The organism is Mycobacterium sp. NTMscope_MAC_12, from assembly GCF_976985675.1.
Genome location: NZ_CDRJYY010000001.1, coordinates 865,527 through 878,389, shown reverse-complemented (window position 1 = coordinate 878,389; position 12,863 = coordinate 865,527). Strand labels below are relative to the sequence as shown.

Annotated in this window: 13 protein-coding genes; 9 read left to right on the top strand and 4 right to left on the bottom strand. The window is 68.2% G+C overall.

All coding sequences use genetic code 11. From position 1 onward, the window contains the following. The first annotated feature begins 76 nt into the window (after positions 1-76). The 4 genes from AC0KS4_RS04235 to AC0KS4_RS04220 all read left to right on the top strand — a co-directional run bounded on the left by AC0KS4_RS04235 (position 77) and on the right by AC0KS4_RS04220 (position 4,581). The gene (locus tag AC0KS4_RS04235) at positions 77-1,384 is read left to right on the top strand and encodes a magnesium transporter MgtE N-terminal domain-containing protein (protein WP_225330219.1); all 1,308 of its coding nucleotides are present in this window, start codon (positions 77-79) and stop codon (positions 1,382-1,384) included. Beyond that, complete coding sequence (locus AC0KS4_RS04230; RefSeq protein ID WP_225330218.1) at positions 1,381-1,923, top strand: DUF1003 domain-containing protein; 543 nt, start codon at positions 1,381-1,383, stop codon at positions 1,921-1,923. Before AC0KS4_RS04235 ends, AC0KS4_RS04230 begins: the two co-directional genes overlap by 4 nt. A 105-nt stretch (positions 1,924-2,028) precedes the next feature. Then, positions 2,029-3,315, top strand: coding sequence for a lytic transglycosylase domain-containing protein (locus AC0KS4_RS04225; protein WP_238958114.1), 1,287 nt, complete (start codon positions 2,029-2,031; stop codon positions 3,313-3,315). 111 nt (positions 3,316-3,426) lie between these two features. After that, entirely contained in the window at positions 3,427-4,581 is a 1,155-nt protein-coding gene (locus AC0KS4_RS04220; RefSeq protein WP_238958115.1) for an Mrp/NBP35 family ATP-binding protein, read from the top strand. Positions 4,582-4,597: 16 nt separating this feature from the next. On the opposite strand, the gene tatB is transcribed toward AC0KS4_RS04220, so the two are convergent. From tatB to sigE, 4 genes are all read right to left on the bottom strand, one after another. Then, complete coding sequence (tatB, locus tag AC0KS4_RS04215) at positions 4,598-5,017, bottom strand: Sec-independent protein translocase protein TatB (protein WP_238958116.1); 420 nt, start codon at positions 5,015-5,017, stop codon at positions 4,598-4,600. After that, positions 5,018-6,532 carry a serine protease HtrA gene (gene htrA, locus AC0KS4_RS04210; protein ID WP_225330177.1) on the bottom strand — a complete coding sequence of 505 codons (1,515 nt, stop codon included), beginning with the start codon at positions 6,530-6,532 and terminating at the stop codon, positions 5,018-5,020. Between the two features lie 157 nt (positions 6,533-6,689). Then, on the bottom strand, positions 6,690-7,085 hold the full coding sequence (gene rseA / locus AC0KS4_RS04205) for an anti-sigma E factor RseA (protein WP_238958117.1): 396 nt from the start codon (positions 7,083-7,085) through the stop codon (positions 6,690-6,692). Between the two features lie 141 nt (positions 7,086-7,226). After that, on the bottom strand, positions 7,227-7,982 hold the full coding sequence (gene sigE / locus AC0KS4_RS04200; protein ID WP_238958118.1) for an RNA polymerase sigma factor SigE: 756 nt from the start codon (positions 7,980-7,982) through the stop codon (positions 7,227-7,229). Positions 7,983-8,184: 202 nt separating this feature from the next. Here sigE and AC0KS4_RS04195 point away from each other — a divergent pair, with 202 nt between their 5' ends. The 5 genes from AC0KS4_RS04195 to AC0KS4_RS04175 all read left to right on the top strand — a co-directional run bounded on the left by AC0KS4_RS04195 (position 8,185) and on the right by AC0KS4_RS04175 (position 12,844). Then, complete coding sequence (locus AC0KS4_RS04195; RefSeq protein WP_238958119.1) at positions 8,185-8,853, top strand: O-methyltransferase; 669 nt, start codon at positions 8,185-8,187, stop codon at positions 8,851-8,853. A gap of 75 nt (positions 8,854-8,928) precedes the next feature. Next, positions 8,929-9,567, top strand: coding sequence for a TetR/AcrR family transcriptional regulator (locus AC0KS4_RS04190; protein ID WP_238958120.1), 639 nt, complete (start codon positions 8,929-8,931; stop codon positions 9,565-9,567). Further along, positions 9,557-10,522, top strand: coding sequence for an ABC transporter ATP-binding protein (locus AC0KS4_RS04185; protein ID WP_238958121.1), 966 nt, complete (start codon positions 9,557-9,559; stop codon positions 10,520-10,522). Before AC0KS4_RS04190 ends, AC0KS4_RS04185 begins: the two co-directional genes overlap by 11 nt. After that, positions 10,519-12,162 carry an ABC transporter permease gene (locus AC0KS4_RS04180; RefSeq protein WP_238958122.1) on the top strand — a complete coding sequence of 548 codons (1,644 nt, stop codon included), beginning with the start codon at positions 10,519-10,521 and terminating at the stop codon, positions 12,160-12,162. The genes AC0KS4_RS04185 and AC0KS4_RS04180 overlap by 4 nt, the downstream gene beginning before the upstream one ends. A gap of 7 nt (positions 12,163-12,169) precedes the next feature. Next, on the top strand, positions 12,170-12,844 hold the full coding sequence (locus AC0KS4_RS04175) for a methyltransferase family protein (protein WP_225330172.1): 675 nt from the start codon (positions 12,170-12,172) through the stop codon (positions 12,842-12,844). Positions 12,845-12,863: the final 19 nt, after the last annotated feature.

Here is a 12,863-nt window from a genome sequence, read left to right as displayed (position 1 = left end):
CGCCCCGCATCAGTGCCCGGCGCGATAAGCCCGGCCGGTCTGCCATCGGACCGATGGCTGCCTAGGCTCTACTTCCATGGGATCGGTCAACAGGGTGTACATCGCGCGGCTCGCGCGAATGTTGGTGTTGGGTCCACTCGGGGAGTCCGTCGGCCGGGTCCGCGACGTTGTGATCAGCATCAGCATCGTCCGCCAGCAGCCGCGCGTCCTGGGGTTGGTCGTCGACCTCGCGACCCGGCGCAGCATCTTCATCCCGATCCTGCGAGTCGCGTCCATCGAGCCCAACGGCGTGACGCTGAGCACCGGCAACGTGTCCCTACGCCACTTCGTGCAGCGGCCCGGGGAAGTTCTGGCGATCGGCCAGGTGCTGGACACCCAGGTCAAGGTCAACGACCCCGAACTGCCCGAGCTGGCCGGCCTCGACGTCGTGGTCACCGATCTGGGCATCGAACAGAACCGGACGCGCGACTGGATGGTGAGTCGGGTCGCCGTGCGCCCGCACCGACGGCTGGGACGGCGCGGTCCCGTTCACGTCGTGGACTGGCAAAGCGTGCAGGGTTTGACCCCGTCGGCGCTGGCCTTGCCGGGGCAGGGGGTGGCGCAGCTGCTGGGCCAGTTTGAAGGGCGCAAGCCGATCGATGTGGCCGACGCGATCCGCGCACTACCGGCCAAGCGACGCTACGAGGTGCTCAGGGCGCTCAACGACGACCGGCTGGCCGACATCCTGCAGGAGTTGCCGGAGCTGGATCAGGCCGAGGTGCTGTCGCAGCTGGGCACCGAGCGATCGGCGGACGTGCTCGAGGAGATGGATCCCGACGACGCCGCCGACCTGCTCGGCGTGCTGAACCCCACCGACGCCGAGATGCTGCTGACCCGGATGGACCCCGACGAGTCCGCGCCCGTGCGCCGGCTGCTGACGCATTCGCCGGACACCGCGGGTGGCCTGATGACTTCCGATCCGGTGGTCCTCACCCCGGACACGTCGGTCGCGGAGGCGCTGGCCCGGGTCCGCGATCCGGACCTCAGCACCGCCCTGTCCTCAATGGTGTTCGTGGCGCGTCCACCGACGGCGACGCCGACCGGCCGCTACCTGGGCTGCGTGCACTTGCAGCGGCTGTTGCGCGAGGCGCCAGCCGAGCTGGTCGGCGGGATCGTCGACAGCGAGTTGCTCACCCTGACACCGGAGACGCCGCTGATCGCGGTGACCCGCTACCTCGCCGCGTACAACCTCGTGTGCGGCCCCGTCGTCGATGACCAGAACCACCTGTTGGGTGCGGTCACCGTGGACGACCTGCTCGATCACCTGCTGCCGCACGACTGGCGCGTGGACATGCAGGAACTCGACGCGGCCGGCCAATTCCAAGGATTGGGAGGTTCCGCGTGAGCAAATCCACGGCTCCGCGAGGGCTGTACACCCCGCGGACATCGCGCAGGTATTCCCCCCGGCTGGATCCGGAGACCGTCGGGCAGCTCACCGAATCGATCGCGCGTTTCTTCGGCACCGGCCGCTACCTTCTGCTGCAGACGGTCATGGTGGTGGTGTGGATCGCGGTGAACCTGTTCGCGGCCAAGGCGCGCTTTGACCCCTACCCATTCATCCTGTTGAACCTGGCCTTCTCCACACAGGCCGCCTACGCGGCCCCGCTGATCCTGTTGGCGCAGAACCGGCAGGAGAACCGCGACCGCGTCGCACTCGAAGAGGACCGCCGTCGCGCCGCCCAGACCAAGGCCGACACCGAATACCTGGCCCGTGAATTGGCGGCATTGCGGCTGGCCGTCGGCGAGGTGGTGACCCGCGAATACCTGCGCCACGAACTGGATGACCTGCGCGAACTGCTCGCCGATCTGACGCCGGAATCCCCCGATGCGGGCCCGGCACCGCAGGGCGACAACCTGGAGCGCGCGGCTAAGAAATCAAGGTGAGATCCGCTTCGACCATTGCGCCACTCGCGCCACAAGAGTTATGTATGGTGATCTGGTTCACCGATCTAACAGAAAGTAAGTCCAGCTCACACCTAGGACGGTCGAGTGCGCATAGGGGGAAACCGGGGTGCGAGCCCGGCCGCCGCGACTGCGCGGCAGCTAGCACTTCGGAATACGCGCAAGCCGATATTCGGCGTCGCCATGATCACTCCGCTGGTCTTCGCGGGCGCCGTCAGCGGGGCGGCACCTGAACTTCCGGCGCAGATGCCGCCGGTTCATGCCGCCGTCACTCCGGTGGCCGCGGTCTCCCCCACCTTCCCCGACCTCACCGGGCCCGCCGTCGTCGCGGTCGACCGCAGCCCCACCGCCTTTCACGTCGCCGAGCCCGCGCTGTCCGCGCCGCCGCCGGCGATGATCGTCAATGCGCGTGGCGCACTGGGCATTCCGAGCATCGCATTGGCCGCATACCGCAACGCGGAGCAGAAGATGGCCGTCGCCGCCCCGGGCTGCGGCGTCAGCTGGAACCTGCTGGCAGGCATCGGGCGCATTGAATCGGGGCACGCGGGCGGCGGCGCGGTCGACGCACGCGGCACCGCGATCACCCCGATCTACGGCCCGTCGCTGGACGGCACGCTGCCCGGCAACGAAGTCATCATCCAGAGCAGCGCCGCCAATCGCGTCACCTACGCCCGCGCGATGGGACCGATGCAGTTCTTGCCGGGGACCTGGGCGCGCTACGCCTCCGACGGCAAGGGCGACGGCGTGGCCGACCCGCAGAACCTGTTCGACTCCACCCTCGCGGCTGCCCGGTATCTGTGCAGCGGGGGGCTGAACCTGCGTGATCAATCGCAGGTGTTGAGCGCGATTCTGCGCTACAACAACTCGATGCCCTATGCGCAGAACGTGCTGGGGTGGGCGGCGGCCTACGCCACGGGCGTCGTCCCGGTCGACCTGCCGCCGATGACCGGACCGCCGCCGCCGTTGGGCGACGCGCACCTTGAGCATCCCGAAGGGCTGGGGCCCAACCTGCCGATGAACATCAACGGCCTGCCGCTGGACGACCCGCTGGCGCGCGTACCACTGATCGACCTGAGCAGCCCCGCGATGGTCAGTCCCCCGCCGATGTTCCCCTGGATGTCTCCCACGCCTCAGCAGGCGCCGGCCCAACTTCCCGGGTGCACCGTGATTTGCATCGGCACCCAGAGCTCACCTCCGGCGGCACCTCCGCAACCGTTCGCTCCGCCGCAGCCTTTCGCTCCGCCGCCCCCGGATGTCGTCGCGCCGCCGGCCGCCGGCGCGCCGCAAGCCGTGCCGTCGCCCAAACCGGCCGGCCCGGCGGCGGCGCCGAACGCGCCCGCGGTGCACAAGCCCGCGCCGGGTCCGGCCAACTGACGCCGCGGCGATCGCCAGCGCGGCAAAGCCGGGCGCAGCGGGTCGCCGCCAACTGATCCTCAACGGGTCGCCACCGAACTGCTCCATCGCGCACGCCTACACTCGGCGGTGATGTCCAGCCATGACTCTTCTGATTCCGCCGACCTGAGCGCGGCAATCCGCGCCGCACTGGGGAAGGTGATCGACCCCGAACTGCGGCGTCCTATCACCGATCTCGGGATGGTCAAAAGCATCGACACCGAACCCGACGGCTCGGTCCATGTCGCGATCTACCTGACCACCGCCAGCTGTCCGAAGAAGAACGAGATCAGCGAACGGGTCAGCCAAGCGGTCTCCGACGTCCAGGGCACGGGCGCGGTGAAGGTCAGCCTCGACGTGATGAGCGACGAGCAGCGCACCGAGCTGCGCAAGCAGTTGCGTGGTGACGCCCGTGAGCCGATTATCCCGTTCGCACAACCGAATTCGCTGACCCGAGTCTATGCGGTCGCGTCCGGGAAGGGCGGGGTGGGCAAGTCCACCGTCACGGTCAACCTGGCGGCGGCGATGGCGGCCCGCGGCCTGTCCGTCGGCGTGCTGGACGCCGACATCCACGGCCATTCCATCCCCCGGATGATGGGCACCACCGACCGGCCCACCCAGGTCGAGTCGATGATCCTGCCGCCCATCGCCCACGAGGTGCGGGTCATCTCGATCGCTCAGTTCACCGAGGGCAACACGCCGGTGGTATGGCGCGGGCCGATGCTGCACCGCGCCCTGCAGCAATTCCTGGCCGACGTCTATTGGGGTGATCTGGACGTGCTGCTGCTCGATCTGCCGCCGGGGACCGGCGACATCGCCATCTCGGTGGCGCAGCTGATCCCGAACGCGGAGATTCTGGTGGTGACGACGCCACAGCTGGCCGCGGCCGAGGTCGCCGAGCGGGCCGGCAGCATCGCGCTGCAGACGCGCCAACGCCTCGCCGGCGTCGTGGAGAACATGTCGGGGCTCACGCTGCCGGACGGCTCCACGCTGAAGGTGTTCGGTGAGGGGGGCGGCGAGCAGGTGGCCGAGCGGCTGTCGCGCGCGGTCGGCGCCGATGTGCCGCTGCTGGGTCAGATCCCGCTGGATCCCGAGCTGGTGGCCGCGGGCGATTCCGGCACTCCCCTGGTGCTGAGCGCGCCCGATTCGCCGGTGGGCAAGGCGCTGCGCGGGGTGGCCGACAGCTTGTCCTCGCGTCGGCGCGGGCTGGCCGGCGTATCGCTGGGGCTCGATCCGAAAGGCCGCTGAAACCGGCCGGGCCGGTTTAGGTTGCGTCGGTGTCGAACGGCGTGTGGCCGCCCGTCTGCTGTTCCGCCCCGAGCGGTTGTCCGTTCGCCGGTGCGGGAGGGGCGGGCGGCGGAGTCTCCAGCGCGGCCCCGTTCACCGGCTTGTCGAAGTTTCCGGTCAGGAACGAGTCATCGCCGTCCAACAGGTGCTTGGTCAGCGCGGCGCGGGGGGTCATGCCCCGCAACTTCTGCAATTCGCTGAGCGGACCGCGCAGGTCATCGAACTCGGGACCGAGATCCTCGCGCAACTGGCTGGTCACACCGCTCAGGTAGTCGCGCGCCTGGCGCAGCGCGTTGGCCGACCACCGGATGGCGCCGGGGAGCCGCTCGGGGCCTAGGACCACCAACCCGACCACGACGAGGACGAGCATTTCTCCCCAGCCGACGTTGGCGAACATCTAGCCGCTATCCGGGTCCGGTTTCACCGTCAGGGTGACGTGCCGGCCATCGCGGACCACCTCGATCGGGGAATCCTGGCCGATGGTCAGTTGCCGCACCGCGACCACGAATTCGTCGGCGTCGGCGACCTTGCGGTTCCCCACCTTGACGACGACGTCGTTTTCCAGGACGCCGCCCTTCTGCGCCGGACTTCCTGCCTTCACGTTGGCGACCTGGGCGCCGGAGGCGATCGCGTTGCTCACCGAGCGGGTGCTGACGCCCAGCGTCGGGTGCACGATCTTCCCGTCCCGGATCAAGGTCTGGGCGACTTCCTTGGCCTCGTTGATCGGGATCGCAAAGCCGAGCCCACTTGCGCTGTCGGACAACGACTTACCCGCGGTGTCGATGCCGATCACCTGGGAATCCATGTCGATCAGCGGGCCGCCGGAGTTGCCGTGGTTGATCGACGCGTCGGTCTGCAGGGCGTCGATCACCGTGTCGGTGTCCGAGCCCTCCCCGGACAGCGGGACCGGCCGGTGCAGCGCGCTGATGATCCCGTGCGTCACGGTGCTGCGCAACCCCAGCGGCGCACCCGCGGCCAGGACCTCGTCGCCCACCCGCACCTTGTCGGAATCACCCAGGCGCGCCACGCTCAGGTTGTCGACGTTGTCGACCTTGATCACCGCCAGGTCGGTCTTGGGGTCGCGCCCGACCAGGTTGGCGGGCACTTCCTTGCCGTCGTTGAACACCACGGTGGTCTTGAACTGGCTGGGGTTGTTCGCCGCCTCGGAGATGACGTGGTTGTTGGTGACGATGTAGCCACGCCCGTCGATGACGACGCCGGAGCCCTGCATGCCCTCCTGGTCGCTCTTGGACTCGATGGTCACCACGGCGTTCGCGGTCGCCGACGCCACCTTGGCGAAGCGCCCGGCCGGGCCTTCCCCGTTGCCGTTGGTCGACAGCGTCACCTTGGAGGTGGTGAACGCCTCGGCGACCTCGGCCGTCTTGCGGCCCACCACCCCGCCGATCAGGCCGATGACCAACGCGATCAGCGCCAACACCAGCAACGCCAGGTAGGACACCCGGCCGCCGAACAGCACGTCGCGCACACCCAGTTTGCCGCCGTAGCCCAGCGCGGAGCGCGAGGTCGATGGCGCAACCGCCGGGGTTCCCAAGGCCGCCGCGGCCGCCGGATCCCGCCAGGGATCGTCCAGCTCGTCGGGCTCCCCGCCGTCTTTCTCGGCGGCCAGCGCGCCGACGTCCACGGGGTGGCGCTGCAGCGAATCGAGGCTGCCCTGCGGCCGGTGGAAGGCCTCCTGGAGGACGGGGTCGGCCGGGCGATCGCTCGGCCGGAATTCGGACTGGTCCCGGTACTTCTGCGGGCGGACGCGCTCGGCCACGAACGACCCGCGCAGCCCGTCGGGACGACTGAACTCCCGACGCGATGCGGGGTCGACCGGCGGACGCGAGACGGGGCGCGGCGCTAGGCGGTTGCCGCTGTCATTGCTTCGGTCGAAGCCTTGGTCGGAGGTCACGTTATCCCTTTTGGATCCTCTACTTGAGCGCTCGAGACGGGCCTTTACCGGTCGATATGTGCGGCAGCGGCGTTGTCCGTGTCCACCCTAGTATCCACGGCGCGTCGTGGGTCGACATGAACGAGCGTGTGGGGCGATTGCGCAGCGGGTTCGATTGCTATCGACGCTTGCGCCGCTCGCGGGCATCGCGGTCGGCGAAACCGTCGGATGCCGGCGCGGTCGCGTCGTCGGGCGAATCGTAGGGAATGTCAGCCAGCATGCCGAGCAGCGTGCTGGGGATGCGGATCGGGTGGGAATCGCGCAGCGCCGCGCGCGTCCGACTCTGATCGTCGACCTCGGCCGCGCACTGGGGGCACATCGACAGGTGATGCGCGGCCCGCAGGTGGGCGTTCATCCGCAGCTCGCCGTCGACGAACGCGGCGATCGCCTCGACGGACAGGTGCTCGGTGGAACCGAACTGGCGGGGTGCGCCGACGGGCGCGTCGCTCTGGGAGGCGAACTGGGCGGGAAGCCAGGAGAACGCGCGGCGGAACACATGTCCTCGATCGGGCATCACCAGCTCCTTGCCACTCATTGTCCTTGCCGCCTCGTCTCGAATGTAGCGCGAGCCGGTGAGCAATAGCGCAGCTACGGGCGCAAAGCCGCTGAATATCTACCTGATCGCTCCGCTGCCGAGACAGGCGGGCGTCGCCGTCTACGCCGACTGGGCGCGCAGCTCGTGCCGATCGGAGTGCGCGGCGAGGTAGTCACGCAGGGCCTGGCGTCCGCGGTGGATGCGGCTGCGCACGGTCCCGAGCTTGACGCCCAGGGTGGCACCGATCTCCTCGTAGGACAGACCTTCGATGTCACACAGGACGACGGCCGCACGAAATTCCGGCGGCAGCGAATCCAGCGCCGCCTGCAGGTCAGGGCCGAGCCGTGAATCGTGGTAGATCTGCTCGGGGTTGGGCTCGTCGGCGGGCACCCGCTCGTAGTCCTCGGGCAGTGCCTCCATCCGGATGCGCGCGCGCCGGCGCACCATGTCGAGGAAGAGGTTGGTGGTGATGCGGTGCAGCCACCCTTCGAACGTGCCCGGCTGATAGTTCTGCACCGACCGGAAAACCCGGATGAAGGTCTCCTGGGTGAGGTCCTCGGCGTCGTGCTGGTTGCCGGAAAGCCGATAGGCCAGCCGGTACACCCGGTCGGCGTGCTGACGAACCAGCTCGTCCCACGACGGCATGGCCGACTTGTCCCCGGTCGCGTCGAAAACCGCGGTCCCCTGCGGAGCATCCGTCGGCTGCACCCACTCGTCGGTGGGGCGCTCCTGCGCGTGAGACATGCTGGACGGGCTGAGCAAGGTGGTGATGATCAATTCCTCCGAATCGGGTGTGCCGATCACTGGCACTTCGTCATTGACGGCAACAGGCAGCTGCCATTCGGTATTCCCCGCCCAACGCGCTCCGCGATCCATACGGACACCGTCGCGTATCGGCGTATGTGCGGTATATGAACAGTCTGAGCTGAGCCTGAGAAACCGTTTCGTTACCTGCGCTGTGCAGGAAATATCCATCGCACGGTGACCTTAAACGCACCGGGCCGGTTGGGCGTGTCGCCGGCGTGCGGTTTTAGGCGCGCCTGTCGGTTCGCGCGATCAATTGGAATACGCTGCGGGCATGGACGGCACCGACGCAGAAGCCCCTGGCCAAACAGCGCCCAGTCGGGCCGCATCGCTCTTTGCCCACGCCGAGGGATCGATATCGGAGGACGCGGTGTTGGCGGCCGCCCGCGAGCGTGCCGTCGACATCGGCGCGGGCGCGGTGACGCCGGCCGTGGGCGCGTTGTTGAGCCTGCTGACCAAGCTGAGCGGCGGCAAGGCCGTCGCCGAGGTGGGCACCGGCGCGGGCGTCAGCGGCCTGTGGTTGCTGTCGGGCATGAGCGATGACGGCGTCTTGACCACCATCGACATCGAACCCGAATACCTGCGGCTGGCCAAGCAGGCGTTCACCGAGGCCGGCATCGGCCCCTCGCGCAGCCGGCTGATCGGCGGGCGCGCCCAAGAGGTGCTCACCCGGCTCGCCGACGAGTCCTACGACCTGGTGTTCATCGACGCCGACCCGATCGATCAGCCGGACTACGTCGTCGAGGGCGTCCGGTTGCTACGCCCCGGCGGCGTGATCGTGGTGCACCGGGCGGCGCTGGGCGGGCGGGCCGGCGATCCGGCTGCCCGCGACGCCGAGGTGGTGGCGGTGCGCGAGGCGGCCCGCCTCATCGCCGAGGACGAGCGGCTCACCCCGGCGCTGGTGCCGCTCGGCGACGGCATCCTGGCCGCGGTTCGCGACTGAATTCGCGCGCTTTTACGCATTCTTGACGCGAGTCATCCTTGACCGCGGACTGAACGTGTGTTTAGCGTACTGAACATGCGTTCAGCCGACCTGACGGCCGCGGCCCGAATCCGCGATGCGGCCATCGAGCAGTTCGGCGAGCACGGGTTCGGCGTCGGGCTTCGTGCCATCGCCGAAGCGGCGGGCGTGAGTGCCGCGCTGGTGATCCACCACTTCGGCTCGAAGGAGGGCCTGCGCAAGGCCTGCGAAGACCACATCGCCGAGGAGATCCGCAACACCAAGTCCGAGGCGCTCCAATCCAACGACCCGGCCACCTGGTTCGCCCAGATGGCCGAGATCGAGGAGTACGCACCGCTGATGGCATACCTGGTGCGCAGCATGCAGACCGGCGGCGAGCTGGCGAACATGATGTGGCGCAGGATGATTGACAACGCGCAAGAATACATGGAAGAGGGTGTGCGCGCCGGGACGATCAAGCCCAGCCGCGATCCCCAGGCCCGCGCGAAATATATGGCGATCACCGGCGGCGGCGGGTTCCTTCTCTACATCCAAATGCATGAAACACCAACGGATCTCCGCGCGGTGCTGCGCGACTACGCGCGTGAGATGATCCTGCCCGCCCTCGAGGTCTACACCGAAGGATTGCTGACCGGCCGGACCATGTACGACGCGTTCCTGGCTGCCGAAGATCAAGGAGAATCCCATGGCAACTGAAAATTCCATCGGCTCTGCCCCGATCGAGATCCGAGGGCTCACCAAGAATTTCGGCGCGGTGCGGGCACTGGACGGCCTCGACCTCACCGTGCAGGAAGGGGAAGTCCACGGCTTCCTCGGCCCCAACGGCGCCGGGAAGTCCACCACCATCCGCATCCTGTTGGGTCTGGTGAAAGCCGACAGTGGCAGCGTGCGGTTGCTGGGCGGTGATCCCTGGACCCAATCCGTCGCGCTGCATCGCCAAATCGCGTATGTCCCGGGTGATGTGACGCTGTGGCCCTCCCTGACAGGTGGCGAAACCATCGATCTACTGGCCCGCATGCGCGGCGGCATCGACAAGCGGCGCCGCGCGGAGCTGATCGAGCGCTTCGACCTGGACCCGCACAAGAAGGCGCGCACGTATTCCAAGGGCAACCGCCAGAAGGTCTCCCTCGTCTCGGCGTTCTCATCCCACGCCAGGCTGCTGCTCCTGGACGAGCCCAGCAGCGGCCTGGACCCGTTGATGGAGAACGTGTTTCAACAGTGCGTGGCGCACGCCCGCGACCGGGGCACGACGGTGTTGTTGTCCAGCCACATCCTGGCCGAGACGGAAGCGTTGTGCGAACGGGTGACGATCATCCGGGCGGGCAAGACGATCGAAAGTGGTTCGCTCGACTCCATGCGGCATCTGAGCCGCACCTCGATCAGGGCCGAAATGACCGGCGACCCGGGCGATCTCAGGCGGATCAAAGGCGTCGAGGACGTCAGCGTCGAGGGCAATACGCTGCGCGCCCAGGTCGATAGCGAAAGCCTGGGCGAGCTCATCCGCGTGCTCGGCGACGCCGGCGTGAGCAGCCTCGTCAGCCAGCCGCCGACGCTCGAAGAGCTCTTCTTGCGCCACTATGACACGTCCGGAGACACCTCCGGCGGTGACGGCCGGCACGGGCGCGACGCGGAAAAGGTGTCGTTGTCATGAGCGCGCCAACACTGGACCGGCCTTACGCGTCGGCATCGCCTGCGCCACCCCGCAGTTCGAATTTTTCCGGAACGCTTGCGATGTTGCGGCTCTACTTGCGCCGCGACCGGGTCTCGTTGCCGCTGTGGGTGTTTCTGCTGTCGGTGCCGTTGGCGACGGTGTACGTCGGCAGCATCGAAAAGATCTACCCCACCGAGGCCGGCCGTGCCGGATTCGCCGCGTCCATCATGGCCAGCCCGGCCCAGCGCGCGCTGTACGGCCAGGTCTACAGCGACAGCCTTGGCGCCGTGGGGATTTGGAAAGCCGGGATGTTCCACGTGCTGATCGCGGTGGCCGTCATCCTCACGGTGATCCGGCACACCCGCGCCGACGAGGAGAACGGGCGGACGGAGTTGGTGGACTCGACCGCGATCGGCCGCTACGCCAGCCTGAGCGCGGCGCTGCTGCTGTCGTTCGGGGCCTCGATCGGCACCGGCGCGATCGGCGCGGCGGGCCTGCTGAGCACCGACGTCCCGCCCGCCGGGTCGCTGGCGTTCGGGGCGGCGCTGGCCTGCTCCGGCCTCGTGTTCACCGCGGTCGCCGCGGTGACCGCACAGTTGTCGCCCAGCGCCAGGTTCGCGCGCGGTGCCGCATTCGCCGTCCTGGGAACCGCGTTCACCCTGCGCGCCGTCGGCGACGCCGGGTCGGGAACGTTGTCGTGGCTGTCTCCCCTGGGGTGGTCGCTGCTGGTCAAACCGTATGCGGGTGATCGCTGGTGGGTGCTGCTGCTGCACCTGGCGACGGCGACCGCGTTGACCCTCCTGGCGTATCGGCTACTCGCCGGCCGCGATGTCGGCGCCGGGCTCATCGCCGAACGCCCCGGGCCCGCGACCGCTTCGCCGGCGCTGAGCAACGCGTTCGGGCTGACGTGGCGCCTCGACCGCGCGGCGCTGCTGCTGTGGACGGTCGGACTGTGCCTGTACGGGCTGCTGGTGGGCAGCGTGGTGCACGGCATCGGCGACGAGCTGGGCGACAGCGGCGCGGCCCGCGACATCGTCGCCCGGATGGGCGGCACCAGCGCCCTCGAGGATGCCTTCATCACCGTGGCGTTCGCCATGATGGGCATGGTGGCAGCCGCGTTCGCCGTCTCGCTCACACTACGGTTGCACCAGGAAGAGTCCACCCAGCGGGCCGAGACGGTGTTGGCCGCGGCGGTGTCGCGAACCCGTTGGCTCGCAAGCCATTTGGTGACCGCACTGGGTGGGTCCGCGCTGGCGATGCTGGCCAGCGGGGTGACCGCCGGGGTTGTCTACGGCATCGCGGCCGGCGATGTCGGTGGCAAACTCGCGACGGTCGTCGCAAGCGCGGCGGTCCAACTGCCCGCCGTCTGGCTGTTGTCGGCCGTGACGGTTGGTGTCTTCGGCGTCACGCCGCGGTTCACACCGGTGGCCTGGGGCGTGCTGATCGGTTTCATCGCCCTGTACCTGATCGGATCGTTGGCCCGGTTCCCGCAGTGGCTGCTCGACCTCGAACCGTTCGGGCACATCCCGAGAATTGGCGCTGATTTCACCGCCGTGCCCTTGCTATGGCTACTGGCCATCGACGTAGGGTTGGTGGTTCTGGGTGCCATGGCTTTTCGGCGCCGCGATCTACGCTGCTAGGAGCGTGATGAAAACCGGCATCCGCGTGACGACGACATCCCTCGGAGGCATTCTTTCCTGGGTCTTGATCCTGCTCCTACCGGCGGGCACGCTGCACTACTGGCAGGCGTGGGTCTTCATCGCCGTGTTCACCGTGGCGACCATCGTGCCCACGGTCTACCTGAGCCGGGCCAACCCCGCGGCCCTGCAGCGGCGCATGCGTGCGGGCCCGCGGGCCGAACCCAGAACCGCTCAGAAATTCATCATCACCGGCTCGTTCCTGGGTCTGTTCGCGACGATGGTCTTCAGCGCGCTCGACCATCGGTTCGACTGGTCGTCGGTGCCGGCGTGGCTGTCGCTGCTCGGCGACGTGCTGGTGGCGATCGGGCTCGGGATCGCCATGCTGGTGATCGTCCAGAACAGTTATGCCGGCGCCACGGTCACGGTGGAAGCGGACCAGACCGTGGTGTCCGGCGGCCTGTATCAATTCGTGCGCCATCCGATGTACGTCGGAAACGTGATCATGATGATCGGCATCCCCCTGGCACTCGACTCGTATTGGGGGCTGCTCTTCGTCATCCCCGGCACCATCGTGCTCGCGCTGCGCATCTTTGACGAGGAAAAGCTGCTCATTCACGAATTGCCCGGCTACCGCGAATACGCCGAGCGCGTGCGCTATCGGTTGGTTCCCTACATCTGGTAGCCGGCGCGCCTAGGGTATT

Bases quoted from the DNA above. Each gene is read 5' to 3' on its own strand.
- AC0KS4_RS04235 (WP_225330219.1), top strand. From the start codon at position 77: ATGGGATCGGTCAACAGGGTGTACATCGCGCGGCTCGCGCGAATGTTG.
- AC0KS4_RS04220 (WP_238958115.1), top strand. From the start codon at position 3,427: ATGTCCAGCCATGACTCTTCTGATTCCGCCGACCTGAGCGCGGCAATC.
- tatB (WP_238958116.1), bottom strand. From the start codon at position 5,017: ATGTTCGCCAACGTCGGCTGGGGAGAAATGCTCGTCCTCGTCGTGGTC.
- rseA (WP_238958117.1), bottom strand. From the start codon at position 7,085: ATGCCCGATCGAGGACATGTGTTCCGCCGCGCGTTCTCCTGGCTTCCC.
- sigE (WP_238958118.1), bottom strand. From the start codon at position 7,982: ATGGATCGCGGAGCGCGTTGGGCGGGGAATACCGAATGGCAGCTGCCT.
- AC0KS4_RS04195 (WP_238958119.1), top strand. From the start codon at position 8,185: ATGGACGGCACCGACGCAGAAGCCCCTGGCCAAACAGCGCCCAGTCGG.
- AC0KS4_RS04190 (WP_238958120.1), top strand. From the start codon at position 8,929: ATGCGTTCAGCCGACCTGACGGCCGCGGCCCGAATCCGCGATGCGGCC.
- AC0KS4_RS04185 (WP_238958121.1), top strand. From the start codon at position 9,557: ATGGCAACTGAAAATTCCATCGGCTCTGCCCCGATCGAGATCCGAGGG.
- AC0KS4_RS04180 (WP_238958122.1), top strand. From the start codon at position 10,519: ATGAGCGCGCCAACACTGGACCGGCCTTACGCGTCGGCATCGCCTGCG.
- AC0KS4_RS04175 (WP_225330172.1), top strand. From the start codon at position 12,170: ATGAAAACCGGCATCCGCGTGACGACGACATCCCTCGGAGGCATTCTT.